Raw genomic sequence first — 22,619 nt, forward strand, 5'->3', positions numbered from 1 at the left:
GGACCCCGGACCGCGACGCGCGTATCGGACCGGCGCCGGACCAGCGCCGGATCAGCCCGCCGTACGACCCGCCGGACTGTCCGCGTGGCCGTCCGCCGAGCTGTCCGCGCGACTGCCTTCCAGGCTCCCGCCGGAACTCCCCGCGGAACTCTGCGCGGGGAGTACCACCGGGCCGGCCGCGGGACCGTCCGCGCGACCGCCTGCCGCCGGGGCCGGCTCCTTCGCGCCTGCCTCCACGGACCGCACCAGCGGGCGCGGCCTCGGGCCCTGGAGGAGGAAGGTCAGGCCGAAGCCCGCGGCGACGACCGCCGCGCCGCCCACCGCGTCCAGCACCCAGTGGTTGCCGGTCGCCACGATCGCCGAGACGGTGAACAGCGGGTGCAGCAGACCGAGCGCCTTCATCCACCACTTGGGCGCCAGGATCGCGATCACCAGTCCGCACCACAGGGACCAGCCGAAGTGCAGCGAGGGCATCGCCGCGTACTGGTTGGTGAGCGCGGTCAGTGTGCCGTAGTCCGGCTTGGAGAAGTCCTGTACGCCGTGCACGGTGTCGATGACGCCCAGCCCCGGCATCAGGCGCGGCGGGGCCAGCGGGTAGAGCCAGAAGCCGACGAGCGCGATCAGCGTGGCGAAGCCCAGTGCCGAGCGCGCCCAGCGGTAGTCGCCGGGACGGCGGGTGTAGAGCAGGGCGAGGACGGTGAGCGGGACGACGAAGTGGAACGACTCGTAGTAGAAGTCGAAGAAGTCCCGCAGCCACTCGACCTTGAACACCGCGTGGTTGGCCCAGTGTTCGATGTCGAGGTGCAGGAACCGCTCGATCGCGAGTATCTGGTCGCCGTGGTGCTCGGCGGCGGCCCGGCCGCCCGCGTTGGTGCCGCCCGTCGCGGCCAGCCTGACCTGCTGGTAGGCGGAGTAGCCGACGCGGATCAGGAGCAGTTCGAGCAGCAGGTTCGGGCGGGTGCGGACGCGGCCGAGGAAGGGCAGCAGCGGCACCCGCTTCCACCGGGTGGGGACGGACTCCGCGTAGTCCGTGGGGATCGGCGCCCGGTAGTACTCCGAGGTGCGGGAGAGGAACGGCACGACCGTGGCGGCGGCGAGCGCGGCGAGCAGCACCACGTTGTCGCGCAGCGGGTAGACCGCCGCCATGTTCGGCAGCATCATCTTCGCCGGCAGGGTCATGACGAGGATGACGGCGACGGGCCACATGGCGCGGTCCGAGGCCTTCCTGCCGACCCGGCCGACCAGCGCGAGCAGGACCCACAGCAACTGGTGCTGCCAGGTGGTGGGTGAGACGGCGACGGCGACGCAGCCGGTGATCGCCACGGCCAGGAGCAGCTGCCCGTCCTTGGCGTAGCGTACGGCACGGCGCAGACCCAGGACCGCGACTCCCGCGCCGAGCAGCAGGAACAGGCCGATCTCCAGCGGGCCGTTGAGGCCGAGGCGCAGCAGCGCGCCGTGCAGCGACTGGTTGGTGAGGTCGTCGGCGTCCCGGCCGAGTCCGACGCCCGCGAGGTGGTGCACCCAGTACGTGTGGGAGTCGTGCGGCATCGCGGCCCAGGCGAGGGCGGTGCAGGCGGCGAAGGTGAGCGCCCCGGACACGGCGGCGCGGCGGCGCCCGGTGAACCAGAGCAGCGGGGCGAAGAGCAGCACGGTGGGCTGCAGCGCCGCCGCGAGGCCGATCAGGACACCGCTCGCCCGCTCCCCGCGGACCGTGAAGCAGGCCAGGAGGACGAGCAGGACCGGGATGATGCTGGTCTGGCCGAGGTAGAGGGCGTTGCGCACCGGCAGCGACAGCATCAGCAGGCTGATGGCCACGGGCGCGGCGAGCAGCGAGGTGCGCCGGCTCACGGGCTGTGGCAGGGCGCGCGCGGCGACCACGCCGAGGGCGACCACCAGTGACAGGCTGCCGAAGGTCCATCCCCAGCCGAGGCCCTGTTCCGCGGCGCGGGTGAGGGGTTTGAGGACGAGTCCGCCGAAAGGGGTTCCGGTGAACTGCGTCGAGTCGTACAGCGACCCCTTCACATGCAGGACGCCCTCGGGCCCTACCCAGGTCTCCAGGTCGGTCAGCCGCTCCCCTTTGGGGGTGCTCAGGACGACAGCGACCTGTCGTATCGCGAGGACCGCGGCGATCAGCCACAGCCCGATACGGATCGTGCGCAGCCGCGCCTTCGCCGATTCCGTCGCCCCCGCCCCGAAGGCACCACCCGCTCGCCCGCCGTGCTCCACATTCGCCACGCCCCGTCGGCCCTCCCGCCCCGTTCGTCCCGCGTATCCCGTGCGCCGGTGTCTGTCCGGACCCTAAGAGGCTCGCACTGCCCCCGTGGAAGGACGCAGGCAACCCCCTCTTCACCTGACGTCCCCCCGCCTTTTGTCCGGATGACGATAGTGGGAGATCGGTTCGGTTCCCCCCTCGGTCTGCGACATGGATCACAATCACCCGCGACAAAGGTCACAGACAGGCCACTCGAAGCCGGCGCCCGGCGGACACGTCGCCGCTGCGCACACCGTGTTTGCGCACGTTGCGCGCAGGGCCGCCCACGGCACGTGACGCACGGGAGCGACCCTATGGTCGCTTTTTGGTCTGTCCCGGGTCGTCACGCGGGGCGGACCACGTCCTTGTCCCCGTCGAAAGGCAGGCGAGCGGAATCTTGCCCTCCGTCACTCCCGTCGCTCCCGTCGCTCCCGTCCGGCTCCGGCCCCCCGTGCGGCCGGAGGTCACCGTCACCGACCCCGCCCTGGTGAAACGCGCCGTGAAGGCCGCCGCCCTCGGCAACGCGATGGAGTGGTTCGACTTCGGTGTCTACAGCTACATCGCGGTGACCCTGGGCAAGGTCTTCTTCCCGTCCGGCAACCCCACCGCGCAGTTGCTGTCCACCTTCGGCGCGTTCGCGGCGGCCTTCCTCGTCCGCCCGCTGGGCGGCATGGTCTTCGGACCGCTGGGCGACCGCATCGGCCGCCAGAAGGTCCTGGCCCTCACCATGATCATGATGGCGGCAGGCACCTTCGCGATCGGCCTGATCCCGTCGTACGCGACGATCGGCGTCGGCGCTCCGCTGCTGCTGCTCGCGGCCCGGCTGGTGCAGGGCTTCTCCACCGGCGGCGAGTACGCGGGCGCCTCCACCTTCATCGCCGAGTACGCGCCCGACAAGAAGCGCGGCTTCTTCGGGAGCTGGCTGGAGTTCGGCACGCTCGCCGGCTACATCGGCGGCGCGGGTCTGGTCACCCTCATGACCGCCTTCCTGTCCACCGAGGACCTGCTGGCCTGGGGCTGGCGCGTGCCGTTCCTGATCGCGGGCCCGATGGGCGTCATCGGGCTGTATCTGCGGATGCGCCTGGAGGAGACCCCGGCGTTCGCGGCGGAGCTGGAGAAGGCCTCGAAGAAGGAGAAGGACCGCCCCAAGGTGCCGCTGCGCGCGATGCTCGCCGGCCAGTGGCGCGCACTGCTGCTCTGCGTCGGCCTGGTGCTGGTCTTCAACGTCACCGACTACATGCTGCTGTCGTACATGCCGAGCTATCTGACGAGCGAGCTGAAGTACGACGAGACGCACGGACTGCTGGTCGTCCTCGGCGTGATGGCGCTGATGATGATCGTGCAGCCCTTCGCGGGCGCGCTGACCGACCGGATCGGCCGCCGCCCGGTGATCGCCGCCGGGTGCGCCGGATTCCTCGCGCTGTCCGTCCCCGCCATCCTGCTCATCCGCCAGGGCAGCCTGCTCGCGGTCGCGCTCGGCATGGGCGCGCTGGGCCTGCTGCTGGTGTGCTTCACCTCCGCGATGCCGGCCGCGCTGCCCGCCCTCTTCCCGACGAAGGTCCGCTACGGCTCGCTCTCCATCGGCTTCAACGTCTCCGTCTCGCTCTTCGGCGGCACGACGCCGCTGGTGGTCACGGCGCTCATCGGGGCGACCGGGAACATGATGATGCCCGCGTACTACATGATGGCCGCCGCCGTGATCGGCGGCGTGGCGGTGTGGTTCATGTCCGAGTCGGCGGGCCTGCCGCTGCCGGGTTCCGCCCCGGCCGTCGAACCCGGCACCGTGCCCGACGCCGAATCCGGCACTACGCGCGCCAACGGGGCCGACGCCTGACCCACCCCCGCCGATCGGCCCGTGTCACCCCGCACACGGAGGATCTCTCCCTCATGCGGCTGACAAGCGTGGGTGGCGCGACTAGATTCGTCCACGAAACTAGTTAGCGCTTCTAACTAGTGCCGCGGCAGGCAACGTTTGCCCTTCGAGGAGCGGCGTCCGGTGCGTGCTCTCGGCGTGCCGGCCGGAAGTCCTCGTACTGGACGTACTTCGGCTTTCGGCCGGTGCGGCGAGTGGGGGCACCTCCCACGCCCTTGAGGCTGTGGGGGAGCGTGCCGGGCGTCGCGACGGGGCGAACGTTGCCTGCCGCGGCACTAGGCATACGAAAGGCATGGTGCATGAGCGAGTCGCAGTTGTGGAACGACGTCGACGACTACTTCACCGCCCTCCTCTCCCCCGCCGACGAGACCCTGACCGCCGCGCTGCGCGACAGTGACGCCGCCGGGCTTCCGAAGATCAACGTCGCGCCGAACCAGGGCAAGCTGCTCCAGCTCCTCGCCCGGATCCAGGGCGCGCGCCGCATCCTGGAGATCGGCACCCTCGGCGGTTACAGCACCATCTGGCTGGGCCGCGCGCTGCCCGCCGACGGCCGGCTGGTGACCTTCGAGTACGACGCCACCCACGCCGAGGTCGCCCGCCGCAACCTCGCCCGCGCCGGCCTCGACCGGATCGCCGAGGTGCGGGTGGGTCCCGCGCTGGAGTCCCTGCCGAAACTGGCCGAGGAGAACCCGGAGCCGTTCGACTTCGTCTTCATCGACGCGGACAAGGTGAACAACCCGCCGTACGTGGAGTGGGCCCTCAAGCTCACCCGCCCCGGCAGCCTGATCGTCGTCGACAACGTCGTGCGCGGCGGTCACGTGGCCGACGCGGGCAGCACCGACCCGAGCGTGCGGGGCACCCGGGCCGCGCTGGAACTGATCGCCGCCCACCCCAGGTTGAGCGGTACGGCGATCCAGACGGTGGGCAGCAAGGGGTACGACGGGTTCGCGCTGGCCCGGGTCCTCGACTAGGGCGTGTCGCGGTTTCGGGCTCTAGTGCTCGTGGTAGAAACCCACGTTCACGCTCTGCGGGCCGGTGCGGTCGAAGATGACGATCTCTCCGGAGCTGCCCGCGGGGAGCTGCGCCGTCCCCCCGTACGGGAGGGACCGGGTGGACGTCCCGGCGAAGGTCAGCCGGACCTCGGAGGAGGGGTCCGGCCGGGAACCGTGCAGCCAGGTGACCTGCCAGGAGCCCTCCGGACCGCACAGGAACTCCAGGTGGACCCGGGAGACGAACAGCCAGTCGTCGGGGGTGGCGAGCCGGCACACGGTCCGGTCCCGGCCCACCCGCAGCACGGCGCCGGGGTCGCTCGGTGCGTCGGCCATCAGCATTCCGGCCGTCGCACCCGCGTCCGCCCCGGTGACCGAGGCCATGGTGAGTTCGAGCACGTGCGCTCCTTCGCGTTCCGGTGAATCCGCCCACCGGTTCGATCGTCCTGGTGCCGGGCGTGGTTGACGCGCCGCCGCCGCATGATAATTCGCCCGATCGTCCGATCGGGCGTCCTCCGGCACAATGGACGTATGACCGAGCGCAAGCCACCCGGCGTCAGCTTCGAGTCCTGGGTCGACCGGCAGATCCGCGAGGCGGAGGCCCGCGGTGAGTTCACGGACCTCCCCGGCGCGGGAAAGCCGCTGCCCGAGGTGACCGACACGTCGTACGACGAACTGTGGTGGATCAAAAGGAAGATGGCCCGTGAGGGCCTGTCGGTGCTGCCTCCGACCCTGGCCCTGCGCAAGGAGGCCGAGGACGCGCTCGCGGCGGCGTCGGCGGCGCCCTCGGAGCGGGCCGTGCGCCGGATCGTCGAGGACATCAACGCCAAGATCCGCGAGGTCATGTTCAAGCCGCCGCCGGGGCCTCCCCTCGGCCTCAAGCCCTATGACGTGGACGAGATCGTCCGGGACTGGCGCGAGCGCCGGGCCCAGTGACCCCGTCGACGCGTGAGGCCGCGTCCCGGAACATGGTCCGGGACGCGGCCTCACGATGACCGTGCGGTGCCGGTCAGAGGTGCAGCAGACGCTCCGTGACCTCACGGTAGTCCCGCAGGGCCAGGCGCAGTTGCTCGGTGTCGGACGCCTCGTCCGCGCCGGCCTTCTCCCAGGACGTGCGCAGCGTGCGCCGGCGCCGGGCCATCGCGTCCGTGAACTGTGCCGTGAGCTCCTCGAGGACATGGTCGGCCTCCTCGACGGACGCCCGCGGACCGTCGACGAACCCGCCGACCGCGTGCCGCATCCGCAGCGCGTACTTGTCGCACGCGTCGTGCGACAGGAGCGCGGTGCCGTCCGCTCCGGAGACGCCGTTCTCACGTGCCGTGCCCGGCTCGTGCGCGCCTGCACGGGCGGACTCGCGGGAGCTGTCGCCTCCGGCGCGCCCGGCGGCCGGAGCCGGGGCCGCGGTCCCGCGGGACCCCTTGGACTCACGGGGGGTGGTGGCCTCACGCGAGGTGGTGGCCTCACGGGAGCCCAGCGGGACCGGCGTGCGCGGCGTCACGGCGTGCTCGCCGGTGGTGGATGCGGCCCGGTCCGGTGTCTCACGGTGTTCGTCCGCGGTCGCGCCGGACGGGGCCGCAGTCTGACGGGAGGGCGCGGGGAAGGGGGTGCGGGCCGCCGTGCCACGCTCACCGGGACCGGCTGTCCGGTCCGGGGTGTCGCGGTGGGTGTCCGCGGTCTCGCGACCACGGCTCCGCTCGTCCCCTCGTACCTCCGTGCCCTCGGTCCTGCCGGCCTCGGTCCTCTCGGCTTCGTTCTTCGCTGTCGTCCCGTGCTGCGGGGCCGACTCGTTCTGCGGGGTCCGCGCGGCGGATGTCGCCTCCGTGTCGCCCTTCAGTACCTCGCGGCGGGTCGCCGTGTCCTTGCCTTCGTCCGGTGTCATGTCGTTCACCTTCCTCAACTCCCCTTCACCTGGCGCCTGGTGAGCGCCCACGGCGTCCGGGATCGGTTGTCGGGAGCCGGGTCCGGCCGGCCGGCGGCGGTGTCCTGGCGCTTCGTGGACATCAGTTCCTCGAAGAGGGCGCGGGCCTCGATCATGGCCTCGCGGAGTTCCTCCGTGCCGGCGCGGTCGTCCTCGGTGGGGCTGTACGTGGCCTCGTGAACCCGCCGGTAGCCGTGGACACGGTGTCCGTGGTGGACCGAGAGTGCCTCCAGCCGCTCCTCGTAGCGCTCACCGTCGGGGAAGCCGCGCTCGCCGGCCACCTCGCCGAGCAGCCGGTCCGCCTCGGCCACCGCGTCCTGCGGCGAATCGACGAAGCGTTCCTGGGCGGCCGTCCAGCGGGCCGTGTACTGCTCGCGGGCCGCCGCCTCCAACGGCCGCTGCCGCAGCGAGCCGTGCCGCTTCACGCGCTCGGCGAGGTCACGCTCGGCGGCCCTGGCGTCGCCGTCGTGCCGGGCGACGACCCGGTCGTATTCGGGCCCGAAGCGCCGCCGCAACGTGCGTCCGCCCTGCGGCCTGCGGGCGAGGAGGGTCAGGGCGGCTGCGACAACGGCAACGGCCGCCACGATCACGATCAGAGCGATGATGACGCCTGTGGACATGGATGCCTTCCGGGGGTTTCTCGACCCAACGGGCCGGTTCGCGGATCGGGTTGCCCGGAAGTACACCTTCAAACGGGGACGGCCGCGCCCGGTCCCGCCCGATCCCGCCCGATCCGGGGCCGGTTCACCCGAAACCGGTTGCGGAACGGGTCCGGTGCGCCCTGACAATGACCGCCATGACCCGTACCGGCGCCCCCTCGACGAACGACACGACGAACGACACGACGAACGGCATGACGAACGACACGACGGACGGCACGAAGAGCGCCGCGAAGGACGCCGCGACGAACGCTCCGGCCGGCCCGGCGGGGGCTTCCTGGACCATCGCCCCCGAACCCTTCGACTCCCCCGCCGCCGCGGAACTGTGGCGTGCCTACTACACCGAGGTCAGCGACCGCTGGTACCTGCTGCACGAGGGCCACGCGACCGACCCCGGAGAGCTGGAGCGGGAGATCGCCGCGAGCACGGGGGCCGAGTTCACCGCGCCCACCGGAGTGCTGCTGGTCGCTCGGTACGGCGGCGAACCCGGGGGCATGGCGGGCGTGCAGATGCTCGACGCCGTCACGGGTGAGCTGAAGCGGGTGTTCGTGCGGCCGGAGCTGCGCGGCCGGGGCGGCGCCGCACTGCTGCTCACCGAGGCCGAGCGGGCGGCACTCGGCCTCGGCGCCCGGAAACTGGTCCTCGACACCCGCGGCGACCTCGTGGAGGCGCGCGCGCTCTACGCCCGGCACGGCTACGAGGAGACCGCGGCCCACAACGACGAAATGTACGCCGAGCACTGGTTCACGAAGCGGCTGCGGGCGTCCTCCTGACGCGTCGCCACGCCGGGGTCGGAGCGGGTACGGGGCGGGGCGGGTACCGGGTGGGTACGGGGTAAGGGCAGGTGCCGGGGTAGGGGCGGGGGCGGGTGCGGGTGCGGGGCGGTCACCGCAGGGACGGTCAGGGCATCGGTCCCTGCGGTCGCGGCACCGAGCCGTCGTGCGGGCGCTCCGCGTCGGAGCCCGACATCTCCGCGTTCAGCTCCTCGACCAGCCCGACCAGGTCCGTCGGGCGGTCCGGACCCCACCAGTCGCCCAGCATCTCGGCGAGGGACTCCTCACGGGCCTTCGCCAGGTTCCCGGCCGCCTCACGGCCCTCGTCGGTGAGCACGAGGTCGAGTCCCTCCCGGTCCACGAGGCGCCGTACCTCCAGCTGGCGGGCGGCGGCGAGCACCACGGGCAGCGGCACGGTGCTCCGCTCGGCCAGCTGCGCCGGCTCCGCCCAGCCGTACTTCTTGATCCGCAGCAGCAGCCAGCTCGCGGCGGGCAGCAGGTCGTATCCGGCCCGCGCGGTGATCTTCTCGTAGATCGCGCGCCGCCCCTCCCGGGTGCCGAGCACCGACAGCGCGCGGCACACCTCGTCGTACGACGACCGCTCCACCGGATTGGTGGCGAGCGTCTCGGTGATGTCCGGCGCCGTGACCGACCCCCGCAGTTTGTCCTCGCGCAGGAACCAGGCCAGCACGAAGCCGAGCAGGGCGACCGGAGCCGCGTACAGGAAGACGTCGGTGATCGACGAGGCGAACGCGTGCAGAATGGGCTGGCGCAGCGAGGGCGGGAGACCCGGGATGCCCTTCGGGTCGGCCTTGAGGCTGTCCGGAGAGATACCGGGCGGCAGTTGCCGTCCGCTCAGCGCGGCCGTGAGTTTGTCGCCGAGGCGGTTCGCGAAGACCGTGCCGAAGATCGCCACGCCGAACGAGGCGCCGATGGAGCGGAAGAAGGTCGCGCCGGAGGTGGCGACGCCCAGATCCTCGTACGAGACCGCGTTCTGCACGATCAGGACCAGCACCTGCATCACCAGGCCGAGACCCAGGCCGAAGACGAAGAAGTACGCGCTCATGCGGCCGGTGCTGCTGTGCTCGTCGAGCTGGTGCAGCAGGAGCAGGCCGATGGTGGTGATGCCGGTGCCGGCGACGGGGAACACCTTCCAGCGGCCGGTACGGCTGACGATCTGGCCGGAGACCGTGGACGAGATCAGCAGCCCGAACACCATGGGCAGCATGTGCACGCCCGACAGGGTGGGGGACACGCGCTGGACGACCTGCAGGAAGGTCGGCAGATAGGTCATCGCCCCGAACATCGCGAAGCCGACGATGAAACTGATCACGGCGGAGAGGGTGAAGGTCCGGATGCGGAACAGTTTCAGGGGCAGGACGGGTTCGGCCGCGCGCCGCTCCACGGCCACGAAGACCACGGCGAGGGCCACGCCGACCGCGGCGAGGCCGATGACCTGCGGCGAGCTCCAGCTCCAGGTGGTGCCGCCGAGCGAGGCGACCAGGACCAGACAGGTGGCGACCGCGGCGATGAGGAAGGTGCCGAGGTAGTCGATGACGTGCTTGGCGGCCTTCCCGGGGATGTGCAGGACGGCCGCGATCACGACGAGCGCGACGGCGCCGACGGGAAGGTTGATGTAGAAGACCCAGCGCCAGCTGAGCTGCTCGGTGAAGAGTCCGCCGAGCAGCGGGCCGAGCACGCTCGTCGCGCCGAACACGGCGCCGAACAGTCCCTGGTACTTGCCCCGGTCACGGGGCGAGACGATGTCGCCGACGATCGCCATGGACAGCACCATCAGGCCGCCGCCGCCCAGGCCCTGCAGGGCCCGGAACCCGATCAGCTCACCCATGTTCTGTGCCATGCCGCACAGCGCGGAGCCGATCAGGAAGATCACGATCGCCGTCTGGAAGAGTTTCTTGCGGCCGTACTGGTCGCCGAGCTTGCCCCAGAGCGGGGTGGCCGCGGTCGATGCCAGCAGATAGGCGGTGACCACCCAGGAGAGGTGCTCCAGGCCGCCGAGGTCGCTGACGATGGTGGGCAGCGCGGTCGACACGATCGTCTGGTCCAGGGCGGCCAGCAGCATGCCGAGCAGCAGCGCGCCGATCGAGACGACCACGCCGGCGTGCACCGTCTCCTGGGCGTCGGCGGCGGCCGCGGAGCGCCTTCGTTCGGCGGACTCGTTCACGGCGTACGGGGGTGTGCCGGCGTTCACGCCGTGCGGGTCGCCGTACGGGTCTCGCTGCGCGTCTCCCTGCTTGTCGCCCTGTACGTCGCCGGGTATCTCGCCCGTCATTCGCACCTCCCATGGCCCCCGAGGGTCTCGGTCACCCTCCATGGTGGTCGGTATGTCCGTTTGCGGCCTGTCGAGCCGGAGGGAGGGGTTCCGGGGGCTCCCGCGCGCGGGCCGGGGGCGTCTGGATAGCCTCGGGAACTCGACGGGGGATCTTCAGGGGAGGGGACCCAAGGCGTGACTGATCCGAACGGGCATGTCTGCCCGGAGTGTGCCGTGCCCCGGGCGGGGGACGGGACGCCGTCGTGCGTCTGCACGCTACGCGCGTCCGACGCCCTGCGGGACGCCCGTACGGCTGAGGCGGCCGCGGCGGAGGACTTCGATCCGCTGCGGATACGTCCGTACGTGGAGCTGGGAGTGAGGGGTGCGGGGGTGAGCCCTCCGACGCCGACGCCGAGGGCGGCGGCGGGGGTGGAGGCGGCGGGAGTGGAAGCGGGGGCGAGGACGCTTCGGCTCGGACGATGCGGTTGGGGAGGGTGCTTAAGCCGACGACACGGTGGCGCTCTTCCGGGTCGAGCACGGGACGCCAAGCTCCTGGTGCCGGTGTGGGGGGTGCGGGTGCGGGTGCGGGTGCCGGTGTGGGGGGTGAGACGGATGGGGACCGTCTCGCCGCGTCGGACGAGCAGCCGGGGCGGCGTGGGCGGCGGACCGCGCTGCTGGCCGCTGCCGGTGTGGTCGTGGCTGTCGTGGCGGCGGGGTTCGTGAGTGGGCTCTTCTCGTACGACGCTCCTGCGCGGGACGGGGCGCTGCCGGACGAGGTGAGGGCGAGCGTGCCGGATCCGTCGACGACGTCCGGCTCGGCCTCGGCGTCGGCGTCCGCGCCGCGATCGTCGCGGTCGGCGGTGGCGGTGGCGCCGTCCAGCACCGGGCCGTCGCCCTCCGCGTCGGCCCCGACGGCGTCGGCCTCGCCGTCGTCATCCGCTTCGCCGTCCCGGTCGGCCGGGCCGTCGCAGTCCCCCGAGAGCCCCGCGGCGACCGGCTCGGCTGCGCCCAGACAGGGGACCTCGCCCTCGAACGGACAGCTGTCGGCGACGCTGCGGCGCGGTGACCGGGGGCCAGAGGTCACCGAACTCCAGCTGCGCCTGCGCCAGCTGTTCCTCTACAACAGCAAGGCCGACGGCAGCTACTCCCGTCAGGTCGAGGACGCCGTACGCCGTTACCAGTGGGCCCGCGGCATCACGAGTGACGAACAGGGCGTGTACGGCAGGGCTACCCGGGCGAGCCTCGAATCGGAGACGCGGGAGCCGTAGCAGCCGGGTGGTGGGTCGGGGCCGGGGCGGTACGTCGAGGGTGTCGCCGCCGGATCAGACGTGGGCCGGGCAAGCGACCCGCGGCTCGATCCGAACGTAAGCGACACCCTTACGACGCACCGCCCCGGCCCCTCCCGCCGGCCGAACGACTGCGGGAGCGAACATCCGAATGCACGCCCCCCGGCGGTGGCATGGTGGTGGCATGGTCAGGGGTACGAGGTGACCAGCGGGTTCCTGGGTGAGGTGACCAGCGGGTTCCAGGGTGAGGTGACCAGCGGGTTCCAGGGTGAGGTGACCAGCGGGTTCCAGGGTGAGGTGACCAGCGGGTTCCAGGGTGAGGTGACCAGCGGGTTCCAGGGTGAGGTGACCAGCGGGTTCCAGGGTGAGGTGACCAGCGGGTTCCAGGGTGAGGTGACCAGCGGGTTCCAGGGTGAGGTGACCAGCGGGTTCCAGGGTGAGGTGACCAGCGGGTTCCAGGGTGAGGTGACCAGCGGGTTCCAGGGTGAGGTGACCAGCGGGTTCCAGGGTGAGGTGACCAGCGGGTTCCAGGGTTCCGGGATCCGGGTTCTGGGTTCCGGGTTCTGGGTTCTGAGGGGCGTTCTGGCGGGAACCTGTCGGGGCGGTGGAAGTTCGAAGTTCTTGGCCAACCGGGATGCGGGTTCCGGGCGGGGCGCTGGAGCTCTCGGCCGCGGCATTTGCAACTCAGACGCCCGCCCCAGCCGGGGCCCAGGGGCGCACCCCCGCCGGGGAAGGCAGGGGCGAAGCCCAGTGGGACGGGACTCGGGTGCAGGGGCCCAGCCCAACCAGGGAAGGCGGGGGCGGAGCTCCTGGGACGGCAACGGGGTGCAGGGGTGCAGCCCTGCCGGAGTGCAGCCCCGCCGGGGTGCAGGGGCGCAGCCCCGCCGGGGTGCAGGGGCGCAGCCCCGCCGGGGTCTGGGGGCGGAGCCCCCTGGGATGGGAAGGGTGGGGGCGGCGGGGGCGAGGAAAAGGGCGGGTCAGCTGATGTGGAGGCGCAGGGAACCGTCGTTCACGGGCTCCACGCGGATCTGCGTCAGGTCGCGGACGAGGACGTCGGGGCGGTGGAAGCCGTACCGCGACCCGACCCCGACCACCCGCATCCCGGCCGCCCGCCCGGCCGATATCCCCGCACCGGAGTCCTCGAAGACCACACAGTCCTCGGGCGCGACGCCCAGCTCGGCGGCGCCCTTCAGGAACCCCTCGGGATCCGGCTTGCTCGCCCCGACGGACTCGGCGGTCACCCGCACGTCGGGCAGTCCGAGCCCGGCGGCAGCCATCCGCGCACCGGACAGCCCCACGTCCGCCGAGGTGACGAGCGCGTGCGGCAGCCCGGCGAGCGAGGCCAGGAACTCCGCGGCACCGGGGACGGGGACCACGCCGTCCATGTCGGCGGTCTCCTCGGCGAGCATCCGCGCGTTGTCGGCGTGGTTCTGCTCCATGGGCCGGTTCGGCAGCAGGACCGCCATCGAGGCGTATCCCTGCCGCCCGTGGACGACCTTCATGACCTCGTCCCCGTCCAGCCCGTGCCGGTCGGCCCAGCGGCGCCAGCAGCGCTCGACGACGACGTCCGAGTTGACGAGGGTGCCGTCCATGTCGAGCAGGAGGGCGCGGGCGGTCAGAACGGTGGTGGCCGTCATCGGCAGGCTCCAGAACGCGGGGGAAGGAAAGGCGAGGGAAGAGGCCGCGGGTGTCCGGTCCGAGGCTCGGCGCCGGGTCCCCCGGAGGGACAAGGCGGCCCCGCCCGCCGGTCAGGGAGTGCGGACGGGAGCCACTTTGTTTCTCTACGATACAAAATGGACGACCCCGGCGCCACCGCTTCCGCCGGGACCGTACCGCTCCGGGCGGCTCAGCCCGCGACCGCCTCGTACAGGCTCCACACCCCGAGCCCCAGCATCAGCACCGCGGCGACCTTGGTGATGAGCTCCAGCGGCACCCGCTTCATCAGCGCCTTTCCGCCGACGATGCCGAGCCCGCCCACCGCCCACAGCGCGAGCACCGCGCCGAGACCGACGGAGAGCGGGTCGTCGTAGCGGGCCGCGAGGTTCGCCGTCATGATCTGCGTGAGGTCGCCGAACTCGGCGACCAGGATGAGCATGAACCCCGCCCCCGAGACCTTCCAGAAGGTCTGGTTCGCGGGGTTGCGGACCTCCTCGTCGTCCTCGCCCTTCTTCAGGAGCAGCACGGCGGCACCGGCGAGGAAGAGCACACCCGTGAGCGCGTGCACGATCTGCTGCGGCAGCAGGGTCAGTACGCTGCCCGCCGCGACGGCGAGCCCGACGTGCACGGCGAAGGCGGCGGCGACACCCACGAAGACGTACGAGGCGCGGTATCGGGCGCCCAGGACGAGCCCGGCGAGCGCGGTCTTGTCCGGAAGTTCGGCAAGGAAGACGACACCGAAGACGAGCGCCATCACGGTGATGCTGATCAAAATCCCTCAATCGGTCGGGGCCGCCCCACCGAGAGTGCTGTGACTGTGACGCGACACCTCGGCACGGCAGCACACATCGGCGCCCTCGCGTCCGAGGACGCGCGGGCGGTGCACTGCGTTGCCGAAGGTCTCGCTGACCGGCCTCCGCGGACCCGTGGGTCACGGTCGAGGCCTGCCTCCGGGCGCCGGCTCAGACGAGCTGAGCAGTATGTCGACGGTCCGGCGAAGAGCTACTCCCCTTCTGCGCCGACCACTCTACGGGACGGCGGAACGGGCGGATAAGGGCCGAAGGTCCCATGGACACAAGGCGCACGATCCGTGACGTCACAGGTCTTGGCATGTCATGAGCACGTCACTAGCTTCTTACCTGATGCACCCCTCCCGGAAACGAGCCGGCGCAAGCATGGGCCCGCTCGCTCCAACGTCCCCCCACTCCAAGGGAGTTCGCATGCCAAAGGTCTACGCGCGTCGACGGCTGAGCATACTCGCAGCCTTCACCGGCCTGATAGCCATGGCCGGGATATTCACCGGCCCCACCGCCTCCGCCGCCCTGCCCACCCCGGTCAGCGCCGCCACCGCCCGCACCTACCTCGCCTCCCTCTCGGTGAAGACGGAGAACCGGACCGGCTACAACCGCGACCTGTTCCCCACCTGGATCACCATCAGCGGCACCTGCAACACCCGTGAGTACGTCATCAAGCGCGACGGCTCGAACGTCGTCACCAACTCCGCCTGCACGGCCACCAGCGGCAGTTGGTACTCCGTCTACGACGGCGCCACCTGGACCGCCGCCTCCGACCTGGACATCGACCACCTCGTGCCGCTGGCCGAGGCCTGGGACTCCGGCGCCAGCGCCTGGACCACCGCGCAGCGTCAGGCCTTCGCCAACGACGTGACCCGCCCGCAGCTCATCGCCGTCACGGACAACGTCAACCAGCAGAAGAGCGACCAGGACCCGGCCGAGTGGATGCCCCCGCTCAGCTCGTACGCCTGCACCTACGTCCGCGCCTGGGTCCAGGTGAAGTACTACTACAACCTCGCCGTCGACTCCGCCGAGAAGGCCAAGCTGAGCTCCGTCCTCAGCGGCTGCTGAACCAGCGCCGTCCCCCCACCTCCGAAACCGGCGCGCTTTCCGGAACCTCCCCGCTCTCCTCCGTCGTTCCGTACCGTACGGGGCGACGGAGGAGGGTGATCACCATGGCGGAGCTGCTCCTGGGGCCGCTGTTGAGGTACGTCGACGGCTCGTCCGCGACCTTCTGGGTCGAGGCGAACCGTCCTTGCACCGCCGAGGTGCGCTGCGCGGGCGGCGCCCGCGGCGAGGCGCGCACGTTCCAAGTCGCCGGGCACCACTACGCGTTGGTGCCGGTGGACGGGCTGACACCGGGCACGGTGTCCGCGTACGAAGTGCTGCTCGACGGTGCCGGCGTCTGGCCGCTGCCCGGCTCGGCCTTCCCGCCCTCGGTCGTCCGCACCCCGGACGGACAGGACGCGGTCCGGGTCACCTTCGGCTCCTGCCGCTGGGCGGCTCCCCCCGCCGACGAGAAGGACCCGGTGGGTCCGGACGCCCTGGACACCCTCGCGCGACGTATCGCCGCCGCACCGGACGGCGAACGCCCCGACGTCCTGCTGCTGTTGGGCGACCAGGTGTACGCGGACGAGGTCTCGGACGCCACCCGCGCGTGGCTCACCGCCCGCCGCAGCCTCGCGGACCCTCCGGGCAGCCAGGTCGCGGACTACGAGGAGTACACCCGCCTCTACTACGAATCCTGGCTCGACCCCGAGGTCCGCTGGCTGCTGTCGACCGTGCCCAGCTGCATGATCTTCGACGACCACGACGTCATAGACGACTGGAACACCAGCGCCGCGTGGGTCTGCGACATCAGGGCCACGGGGTGGTGGCGCGAACGGCTGCTGAGCGGCCTGATGTCGTACTGGGTCCACCAGCACCTCGGCAACCTCTCGCCGCGCGAGCTGGCCGAGGACCCCCTCTACGCCGCCGTCCGCGAGACCCCCGACGGCACGGACGTGCTGCGCGGCTTCGCCGCCCAGTCCGACGCCGACCCCGCCTCCGTACGCTGGAGCTACCGCCGCGACTTCGGCCGCGTCCGGGTACTGATGGTGGACACCCGGGCGGCCCGGGTGCTGGCCGAGGACGAGCGGGCCATGCTGGATCCGGGCGAGGCCCGGTGGCTGCGCGAACAGGCACTGGACGCCCCGGGCTCGTACGACCACCTCCTGATCGGGACCTCGCTGCCCTGGCTCCTCCCCCACCTGGTGCACGAGGCCGAGGCGTGGGATGCCGCGCTGTGCCGGGGCGAGCGGGGCACGCGCTGGGCCAGGTTCGGGGAGAAGCTGCGCCGCGGGGCCGACCTGGAGCACTGGGCGGCCTTCCCGGCGTCCTTCGACGCGCTGGCCGGGCTGGTCGCCGAGGCCGGTTCGGGTCCGGACGCGCCGGCCACCGTGTGCGTGCTGTCGGGAGACGTCCACCACGCCTACGTCGCCGAACCCGCGTGGCCCGAGGGCGCGTCCGGCCCCGATGCCCGCGTGCTCCAGCTGACCTGCTCCCCCGTCCACAACTCCATACCCGCGTACATGCGGCTCGGATTCCGCTTCGGGTGGAGTGGGGTGGGCCGGGCGATCGGCCGTCGCCTGGCCAGGCACGGCAACTGCGCACGCCCCGCCGTCAGCTGGCGCAGGACGGGCGGACCCTGGTTCGGCAACCAGCTCATGACCCTGACCCTGCACGGGCGTTCCGCCCGGCTGCGACTGGAGCAGGCACGGGCGGGGCGGAGGAGCGGGGATGGGCGCGGGGGCGCCCGGCTGCGGACGGTCGTGGAGTCCGAGCTGAGTTCGTGAGCCCGGGACCCGCGAGATCGAGAAGCCTTGGGTTCGGGAGGTCGCGCGTGCGCGGCACGCGGTCGATCTTCCCTCGGGCGTCCCGGACGTCCGCAGTCGTCCGCAACCGCCCTTTGTAGGCGGTGTATACGGTTGTGGCGCGCGTCGCCCGTGATGCTCGTGACGCATCACACAGCGGGCGGCCGTCCACCCGCCCGGGGCTCGGCTCCCGTGCCCCGCGACGGCATGATGAGGCGGACCGTCCGCTTCCAGCGGGCAGTTCGCCGCCATGCGCCCCACCATGCCCGGGAGTCACACTCTTGTCTGCACCGACCGCGGAATCCGCAGGGCCCGCCGAGCCGACCGAGGTCTCCGTCGCCGTGGTGGGCGCCGGACCGCGGGGTACGAGCGTCCTCGAACGCCTCTGCGCCTCCGCGCCGGAACTCCTCCCGCCGGACACCAGACTGACCGTCCACGTCGTCGACCCGGCGCCGCCCGGTCCCGGCCGCGTCTGGCGCACCGCGCAGTCGCCGCACCTGCTGATGAACACCGTGGCCTCGCAGGTGACCCTCTTCACCGACGACAGCGTGGACTGCTCGGGCCCGGTCCGCCCCCGGCCGAGCCTGCACACCTGGGCGGGCGGCGACCTCGGTCCGGACGAGTACCCGACCCGCGCCCACTACGGCCGCTATCTGGAGTGGGTGTTCGCCGAGGTGGTGCGGCAGGCACCGGACACGGTCCGCGTCCGCACGCACCGGGCGCGCGCGGTACGGCTCGACGACGGCGCCGGCGGCCGTCAGACCCTCACCCTCGACGACGGACGCGCGCTGCCCGGCCTGTCCGCGGTCGTGCTCGCGCAGGGCCATCTGCCGGTGTCCGCGGACCGGAGCCTGCGCGACCTCGCCTCGTACGCACGACGGCACGGTCTGCGTCACGTCCCGCCCGCCAATCCGGCCGACGTCGACCTCTCCGCCGTCGCCCCCGGCGAGCCCGTCCTGCTGCGCGGGCTCGGCCTCAACTTCTTCGACCACATGGCGCTGCTGACGGCGGGCCGCGGCGGCCGCTTCACCCGGACCCGCCGGGGCCTGCGCTACCACCCCTCGGGCCGGGAGCCCCGTCTGTACGCGGGCTCCCGCCGCGGCGTCCCGTACCAGGCCCGCGGCGACAACGCGAAGGGGCCGTACGGCCGTCACACGCCGCTCGTCCTCACCCCCGAGACCGTCGCCCGCTTCCGCGGACGCGCCGACTCGGGTGAGGCACCGGACTTCCTGGGCGAGATATGGCCGCTGGTGGCGAAGGAGGTCGAAACCGTCTACTACGAGGGGCTGTTGAAGGGGCGCGGGCGGCTTCGCGGCGGGCCGCGGGAGTTCAGGGAGCGCTTCCTCTCCGTACCCCACGGCGATCCCCAAGAGGCCTCCCTGCTAGAGGAGTTCGGCGTGCCGAGGGCCGGCCGGTGGTCCTGGGACCGCATGTCGCGCCCGTACGCCGGACACGCGTTCGCCGACGTCGGCGAGTGGCGCGGCTGGCTGCTCGCCCATCTGCGCGAGGACGCCGCGCAGGCCGCGCTCGGGAATGTCGAGGGCCCCCTGAAGGCCGCCCTGGACGTGCTGCGCGACCTGCGCAACGAGGTGCGGCTGATCGTCGACCACGGCGGTCTGCGGGGCGGGTCGCGCCGGGAGCACCTGGACCGCTGGTACACACCGCTCAACGCCTTCCTGTCCATCGGGCCGCCCCGCCGGCGCGTCGAGGAGATGACCGCGCTGATCGAGGCGGGCGTCCTGGACGTCCTCGGCCCACGCTTCGACGTGCGGGCCGGGGACGGGGCCTGGATCGCGCACTCCCCGGACGTACCGGGGTCGGCCGTCCGCGCGACCACGCTCATAGAGGCGCGGCTTCCGGAACCGGACCTCAGGCGGACGGCCGACGAACTGCTCGCCCGGCTGCTGAAGACGGGGCAGTGCCGCCCGCACACGAGTGACGGCCACGAGACCGGGGGGCTGGACGTGACACGGCGCCCGTACCGGCTGAGGGATCGTCAAGGTCGCGCGCACGCACGGCGGTTCGCCTTCGGAGTGCCCACGGAGGGCGTGCACTGGGTGACCGCGGCCGGCGCCAGACCAGGGGTGGATTCGGTCACCTTGTCGGACGCCGACGCGGTGGCGCGGGCGGCGCTGTGCACGGCGACGGCCGAAACGGAACCGGAAGCGGACGTCAGGCCCCCGCTGAACAGGGGACTTGCAAGCATTGATGAGGAACTCGCGAGTATGGGTGGGACGGCACTCCCCCACTCCCTCCCACTCCCCCGGCGTCAACGCACCGTGAACAACACATAAGCCCCCCGTGACCCCGCTGTCACACCCGCCGCGTACGCTGTATGGCTGTCACAGGCCGCCTGCCGCTCCCCCGCGACGTAGCGGCGAGGTCGTGCCTTCGGGGGAGTACAGGGGAGTTTTCGGTGCTGGAGAGTGTGGGGTCGCTGACGGGCAGCCCATGGATCTACGCGGCGGTGGCCGTCTCGGTCCTGCTGGACGTCTTCCTGCCGGTGCTGCCCAGCGGCGTCCTGGTCATCACGGCGGCCACCGCCGCGGCCGCGGGGTCCACGGGAGCCGTGCCGCACGCGGTGCCCGACATCCTGGCGCTCACCCTCTCCGCGGCCACCGCCTCGGTCCTCGGCGACCTGGTGGCGTACCGGCTGGCCTGGCGCGGCGGCGAGCGTCTGGACCGCGCCATCGCCCGCTCCCGCCGGCTCTCCAGCGCGCAGGAACGTCTCGGCGCGGTGCTCGCGCGCGGCGGAGGCGCGGGCGGCGCGCTGGTCGTCCTCGCCCGCTTCGCGCCCGCCGGCCGCTCGGTCGTCTCGCTCGGCGCCGGCGCCGCCCACCGCCGTGTCCGCGAGTTCCTGCCCTGGTCCATACTCGCGAGCCTGGCCTGGGCCGTGTACAGCGTGGCCCTCGGCTACTTCGGCGGGCAGTGGCTGGGCGCGACCTGGCTCGCCACGGGGGTCTCGTTCGCGGCGCTGTTCGGCGCCGGCGCGGGCGCGGCGTACCTGATGCGCCGGCCCATACCCCAGGAGTCGGGCACCGGCGCCTGACGCACGGAACGCTTCACCCCGGAACGGCTCCGCGGGGCCGTTCCGGGTGAAGCCGGTTCATCCGGCGCGCTGGGTGACCCCGCGTACCTCCAGGCCGCCCAGCAGCTCGGCCGTGGCGGCCGCGACCGCCTCGACCGCCTGCTCGAAGACCTCGCGGTTGTGGGCGGCCGGGGCGCGGAAGCCGGAGACCTTGCGGACGTACTGGAGGGCGGCGGCGCGGATGTCCTCCTCGGTGGCCTCTTCGGGGAGTACGGGCGGGCGGAGAGTCTTGATGCTGCGGCACATGGGTCCAGTCTCGCGCGGACGACGCCGCCATGACCTCCGGTCGTCCCATCCGGTCGCCTCTTCCGGCCGTCGCACGCCCTGGTGATCCGGGGCGGTACGGGTGCGAGGTACGGGTACGGGCATCGGTATGGCGTGCCGGTACGGGAATACGGTCCCGCTCCGCCCCCTTGTGCAGAACATGACCCCTGTGGAGATCACCTACGTCGGCGGGCCCACGGCCGTCGTCGAGCTCGGTGGCGTCCGGCTGCTCACCGACCCGACCTTCGACGCCCCCGGCGAGTACCCCATCGGCGCGCGCAAGCTGGTGAAGACGGCGGGACCGGCGGTGGCGGCCGCGGAGATCGGCGCCGTCGACGCCGTACTGCTCTCGCACGACCAGCACCCGGACAACCTCGACACCGCCGGACGGACGTACCTCTCCGGCGCGCCCCTCACCCTGTCCACGGCGTCGGCGTACGACCGTATCGGCGCTCCCGTGCGGGCCCTGCCCGCCTGGGAGCACGTCGAGCTGCCGCGCCCCGACGGCGGCGGCGCGCTCCGGGTGACCGCCGTACCCGCGCTGCACGGCCCCGAGGGTTCGGAGCCGGTCGTGGGCGAGGTGACCGGTTTCGTACTGTCCGGCGAGGGACTGCCCAAGGTGTACGTCAGCGGCGACAACGCGTCGCTGGACGTGGTCCGCGGGATCGCCCGGCGGGAGGGCCCGTTCGACGTGGCCGTCCTCTTCGCGGGCGCGGCACGCACCCCGCTCGTGCCGGACGCCCCGCTGACCCTGACCAGCGAGAAGGCCGCGCGGGCCGCCGTGATCCTGGGCGCCCGGCACGTCGTCCCCCTGCACTTCGAGCACTGGGGCCACTTCACCGAGGACGGCGCCACGCTGACGAAGGCCTTCGCGGAGGCCGGACTCGGTGACCGGCTGCACCTGCTGGAGCCGGGGGCGTCGGCGCGGCTGTAGCGCCGGACGGCGCGGCTGGCATGATCCACGTTCAGGCGGCCACCGTTTCCGGGGCCGACCGACGAGAGGATCGAACGGACATGACGAAGAACGGACGCGACGAGCGGTTCACGGTGGCGGTACTGGGCCCCGGCGGCGTCGGCGGGCTGCTCGCCGCGCTGGTGGCGCGGGCCGGGTACCGGGTGATCTGTCTGGCCGGGGACGACACGACGGGGGTGCTGCGCGCGGACGGCATCCGGGTCCGCAGCGGGCGGTTCGGGGAGTTCACGGCACGTGTCGAGGCGGACACCGAGCTGCGCGAACCGGTCGACGCCTGTCTGGTCGCGGTCAAGCACACGACACTCGACGCGGCACTCGCCCGGGTACCCGCGCGGGCCCTGGGCGACGGCCTGCTCGTCCCCTTCCTGAACGGTGTCGAACACCCCGCGGCCCTGCGCGCCCGCTACGGGCCGGACCGGGTGGCTCCCGCCGTCATCCGTGTCGAGTCGACCCGGACCGCGCCCGGGGTGATCGAGCACGGCAGTCCCTTCGCGGAGATCGACCTGACCGGTGACACCGTGGCGCGCGAACGGCTCGACGCGCTCGCCGGGGTCCTCACGGCGGCCGGCCCGGACGTCCGCGTCCAGGCCGACGAGGCCGCGGTGCTGTGGGCGAAGATGTCCTTCCTCGCCCCGTTCGCGCTGCTGACGACCCGGTACGGGATGCCGCTGGGCGACGTCCGTACGCTGCACCGGACGGAGTTGACGGCTCTGGTGGCGGAGACGGCCGCCGTGAGCCGCGCGAGCGGGGGCCCGGCCGACCCGGCCACGGCCCTGGCTCGCTACGACGCCTTCCCGCCCGGTTCGAAGTCCTCCATGCTGCGGGACGCCGAGGCGGGCCGTCCGCTCGAACTGGACGCGATCGGCGGCGCGTTGCTGCGGGCCGCGGCCCGGCACGGCGTGCCCGTGCCGGTCGCGGAGCGGCTGGTGCGGGAGCTGGAGGGCGCGGGTCCCCGCTGACGCGGGGCGCGG

At 72.4% G+C, this 22,619-nt stretch carries 18 protein-coding genes and 2 pseudogenes; 11 read left to right on the forward strand and 9 right to left on the reverse strand.

Annotated features, from left to right (window positions below; translation table 11 throughout):
• Positions 1 to 51: 51 nt before the first annotated feature.
• Positions 52 to 2,235 carry a bifunctional glycosyltransferase 87/phosphatase PAP2 family protein gene (locus HEP85_RS12770; RefSeq protein ID WP_369657699.1) on the reverse strand — a complete coding sequence of 728 codons (2,184 nt, stop codon included), beginning with the start codon at positions 2,233 to 2,235 and terminating at the stop codon, positions 52 to 54.
• A 467-nt stretch (positions 2,236 to 2,702) separates the two neighbouring features.
• Here HEP85_RS12770 and proP point away from each other — a divergent pair, with 467 nt between their 5' ends.
• Both proP and HEP85_RS12780 read left to right on the forward strand, forming a co-directional pair.
• Entirely contained in the window at positions 2,703 to 4,085 is a 1,383-nt protein-coding gene (proP, locus tag HEP85_RS12775; RefSeq protein WP_248001904.1) for a glycine betaine/L-proline transporter ProP, read from the forward strand.
• Between the two features lie 338 nt (positions 4,086 to 4,423).
• Positions 4,424 to 5,095 (forward strand): O-methyltransferase, encoded by a 672-nt coding sequence (locus HEP85_RS12780; protein WP_168527901.1) that lies wholly within the window; start codon positions 4,424 to 4,426, stop codon positions 5,093 to 5,095.
• A gap of 21 nt (positions 5,096 to 5,116) precedes the next feature.
• Here the strand turns inward: HEP85_RS12780 and HEP85_RS12785 are convergent, their stop codons facing one another.
• Entirely contained in the window at positions 5,117 to 5,512 is a 396-nt protein-coding gene (locus HEP85_RS12785; protein ID WP_168527902.1) for an FHA domain-containing protein, read from the reverse strand.
• Between the two features lie 132 nt (positions 5,513 to 5,644).
• On the opposite strand from HEP85_RS12785, the gene HEP85_RS12790 reads away from it, so the two are divergent.
• The gene (locus tag HEP85_RS12790; protein WP_168527903.1) at positions 5,645 to 6,049 is read left to right on the forward strand and encodes a DUF1992 domain-containing protein; all 405 of its coding nucleotides are present in this window, start codon (positions 5,645 to 5,647) and stop codon (positions 6,047 to 6,049) included.
• Positions 6,050 to 6,122: 73 nt separating this feature from the next.
• Here HEP85_RS12790 and HEP85_RS12795 read toward each other — a convergent pair.
• A pseudogene (locus tag HEP85_RS12795) lies at positions 6,123 to 6,392 on the reverse strand (hypothetical protein); the annotation flags it as partial.
• Between the two features lie 614 nt (positions 6,393 to 7,006).
• The gene (locus HEP85_RS12800) at positions 7,007 to 7,651 is read right to left on the reverse strand and encodes a hypothetical protein (RefSeq protein WP_356012915.1); all 645 of its coding nucleotides are present in this window, start codon (positions 7,649 to 7,651) and stop codon (positions 7,007 to 7,009) included.
• A 323-nt stretch (positions 7,652 to 7,974) separates the two neighbouring features.
• On the opposite strand from HEP85_RS12800, the gene HEP85_RS12805 reads away from it, so the two are divergent.
• The gene (locus HEP85_RS12805) at positions 7,975 to 8,463 is read left to right on the forward strand and encodes a GNAT family N-acetyltransferase (protein WP_248002474.1); all 489 of its coding nucleotides are present in this window, start codon (positions 7,975 to 7,977) and stop codon (positions 8,461 to 8,463) included.
• 127 nt (positions 8,464 to 8,590) lie between these two features.
• On the opposite strand, the gene HEP85_RS12810 is transcribed toward HEP85_RS12805, so the two are convergent.
• Complete coding sequence (locus HEP85_RS12810; RefSeq protein WP_248002475.1) at positions 8,591 to 10,546, reverse strand: MFS transporter; 1,956 nt, start codon at positions 10,544 to 10,546, stop codon at positions 8,591 to 8,593.
• A gap of 384 nt (positions 10,547 to 10,930) precedes the next feature.
• Here HEP85_RS12810 and HEP85_RS12815 point away from each other — a divergent pair.
• Positions 10,931 to 12,003, forward strand: a pseudogene (locus HEP85_RS12815) (peptidoglycan-binding protein).
• Between the two features lie 206 nt (positions 12,004 to 12,209).
• Here the strand turns inward: HEP85_RS12815 and HEP85_RS12820 are convergent.
• From HEP85_RS12820 to HEP85_RS12830, 3 genes are all read right to left on the reverse strand, one after another.
• Positions 12,210 to 12,650: a hypothetical protein gene (locus HEP85_RS12820; protein ID WP_168527906.1), complete on the reverse strand. Its 441-nt coding sequence runs from the start codon at positions 12,648 to 12,650 to the stop codon at positions 12,210 to 12,212.
• Between the two features lie 348 nt (positions 12,651 to 12,998).
• On the reverse strand, positions 12,999 to 13,658 hold the full coding sequence (locus tag HEP85_RS12825) for an HAD family hydrolase (protein WP_369657700.1): 660 nt from the start codon (positions 13,656 to 13,658) through the stop codon (positions 12,999 to 13,001).
• Positions 13,659 to 13,867: 209 nt separating this feature from the next.
• Positions 13,868 to 14,449, reverse strand: a complete 582-nt coding sequence (locus HEP85_RS12830; protein WP_168527907.1) for a TMEM165/GDT1 family protein — start codon at positions 14,447 to 14,449, stop codon at positions 13,868 to 13,870.
• Positions 14,450 to 14,897: 448 nt separating this feature from the next.
• Here HEP85_RS12830 and HEP85_RS12835 point away from each other — a divergent pair, with 448 nt between their 5' ends.
• From HEP85_RS12835 to HEP85_RS12850, 4 genes are all read left to right on the forward strand, one after another.
• Positions 14,898 to 15,542, forward strand: coding sequence for an HNH endonuclease family protein (locus tag HEP85_RS12835; protein ID WP_168527908.1), 645 nt, complete (start codon positions 14,898 to 14,900; stop codon positions 15,540 to 15,542).
• Between the two features lie 104 nt (positions 15,543 to 15,646).
• The gene (locus HEP85_RS12840) at positions 15,647 to 17,305 is read left to right on the forward strand and encodes an alkaline phosphatase D family protein (RefSeq protein ID WP_168527909.1); all 1,659 of its coding nucleotides are present in this window, start codon (positions 15,647 to 15,649) and stop codon (positions 17,303 to 17,305) included.
• Between the two features lie 299 nt (positions 17,306 to 17,604).
• A complete protein-coding gene (locus tag HEP85_RS12845; protein ID WP_168527910.1) occupies positions 17,605 to 19,617 on the forward strand; it encodes an FAD/NAD(P)-binding domain-containing protein in 2,013 nt (670 codons plus the stop codon).
• Positions 19,618 to 19,739: 122 nt separating this feature from the next.
• On the forward strand, positions 19,740 to 20,372 hold the full coding sequence (locus HEP85_RS12850) for a VTT domain-containing protein (RefSeq protein WP_329287605.1): 633 nt from the start codon (positions 19,740 to 19,742) through the stop codon (positions 20,370 to 20,372).
• A 57-nt stretch (positions 20,373 to 20,429) separates the two neighbouring features.
• On the opposite strand, the gene HEP85_RS12855 is transcribed toward HEP85_RS12850, so the two are convergent.
• Complete coding sequence (locus tag HEP85_RS12855) at positions 20,430 to 20,657, reverse strand: DUF2277 domain-containing protein (protein WP_168527911.1); 228 nt, start codon at positions 20,655 to 20,657, stop codon at positions 20,430 to 20,432.
• Between the two features lie 178 nt (positions 20,658 to 20,835).
• Between HEP85_RS12855 and HEP85_RS12860 the strand changes: the two genes are divergently transcribed.
• Positions 20,836 to 21,609: an MBL fold metallo-hydrolase gene (locus tag HEP85_RS12860; RefSeq protein WP_168527912.1), complete on the forward strand. Its 774-nt coding sequence runs from the start codon at positions 20,836 to 20,838 to the stop codon at positions 21,607 to 21,609.
• Positions 21,610 to 21,689: 80 nt separating this feature from the next.
• Complete coding sequence (locus HEP85_RS12865) at positions 21,690 to 22,607, forward strand: ketopantoate reductase family protein (RefSeq protein ID WP_369657701.1); 918 nt, start codon at positions 21,690 to 21,692, stop codon at positions 22,605 to 22,607.
• The last annotated feature ends 12 nt before the right edge of the window (positions 22,608 to 22,619 follow it).

This window comes from Streptomyces sp. RPA4-2, assembly GCF_012273515.2.
GTDB lineage: Bacteria > Actinomycetota > Actinomycetes > Streptomycetales > Streptomycetaceae > Streptomyces > Streptomyces kaempferi.

Excerpts from the sequence above, each read along its gene's own strand:
- HEP85_RS12780 (WP_168527901.1), top strand. The coding sequence starts at position 4,424 with ATGAGCGAGTCGCAGTTGTGGAACGACGTCGACGACTACTTCACCGCC.
- HEP85_RS12790 (WP_168527903.1), top strand. The coding sequence starts at position 5,645 with ATGACCGAGCGCAAGCCACCCGGCGTCAGCTTCGAGTCCTGGGTCGAC.
- HEP85_RS12800 (WP_356012915.1), bottom strand. The coding sequence starts at position 7,651 with ATGTCCACAGGCGTCATCATCGCTCTGATCGTGATCGTGGCGGCCGTT.
- HEP85_RS12810 (WP_248002475.1), bottom strand. The coding sequence starts at position 10,546 with ATGCTGCTGGCCGCCCTGGACCAGACGATCGTGTCGACCGCGCTGCCC.
- HEP85_RS12825 (WP_369657700.1), bottom strand. The coding sequence starts at position 13,658 with ATGACGGCCACCACCGTTCTGACCGCCCGCGCCCTCCTGCTCGACATG.
- HEP85_RS12835 (WP_168527908.1), top strand. The coding sequence starts at position 14,898 with ATGCCAAAGGTCTACGCGCGTCGACGGCTGAGCATACTCGCAGCCTTC.
- HEP85_RS12840 (WP_168527909.1), top strand. The coding sequence starts at position 15,647 with ATGGCGGAGCTGCTCCTGGGGCCGCTGTTGAGGTACGTCGACGGCTCG.
- HEP85_RS12855 (WP_168527911.1), bottom strand. The coding sequence starts at position 20,657 with ATGTGCCGCAGCATCAAGACTCTCCGCCCGCCCGTACTCCCCGAAGAG.
- HEP85_RS12860 (WP_168527912.1), top strand. The coding sequence starts at position 20,836 with ATGACCCCTGTGGAGATCACCTACGTCGGCGGGCCCACGGCCGTCGTC.
- HEP85_RS12865 (WP_369657701.1), top strand. The coding sequence starts at position 21,690 with ATGACGAAGAACGGACGCGACGAGCGGTTCACGGTGGCGGTACTGGGC.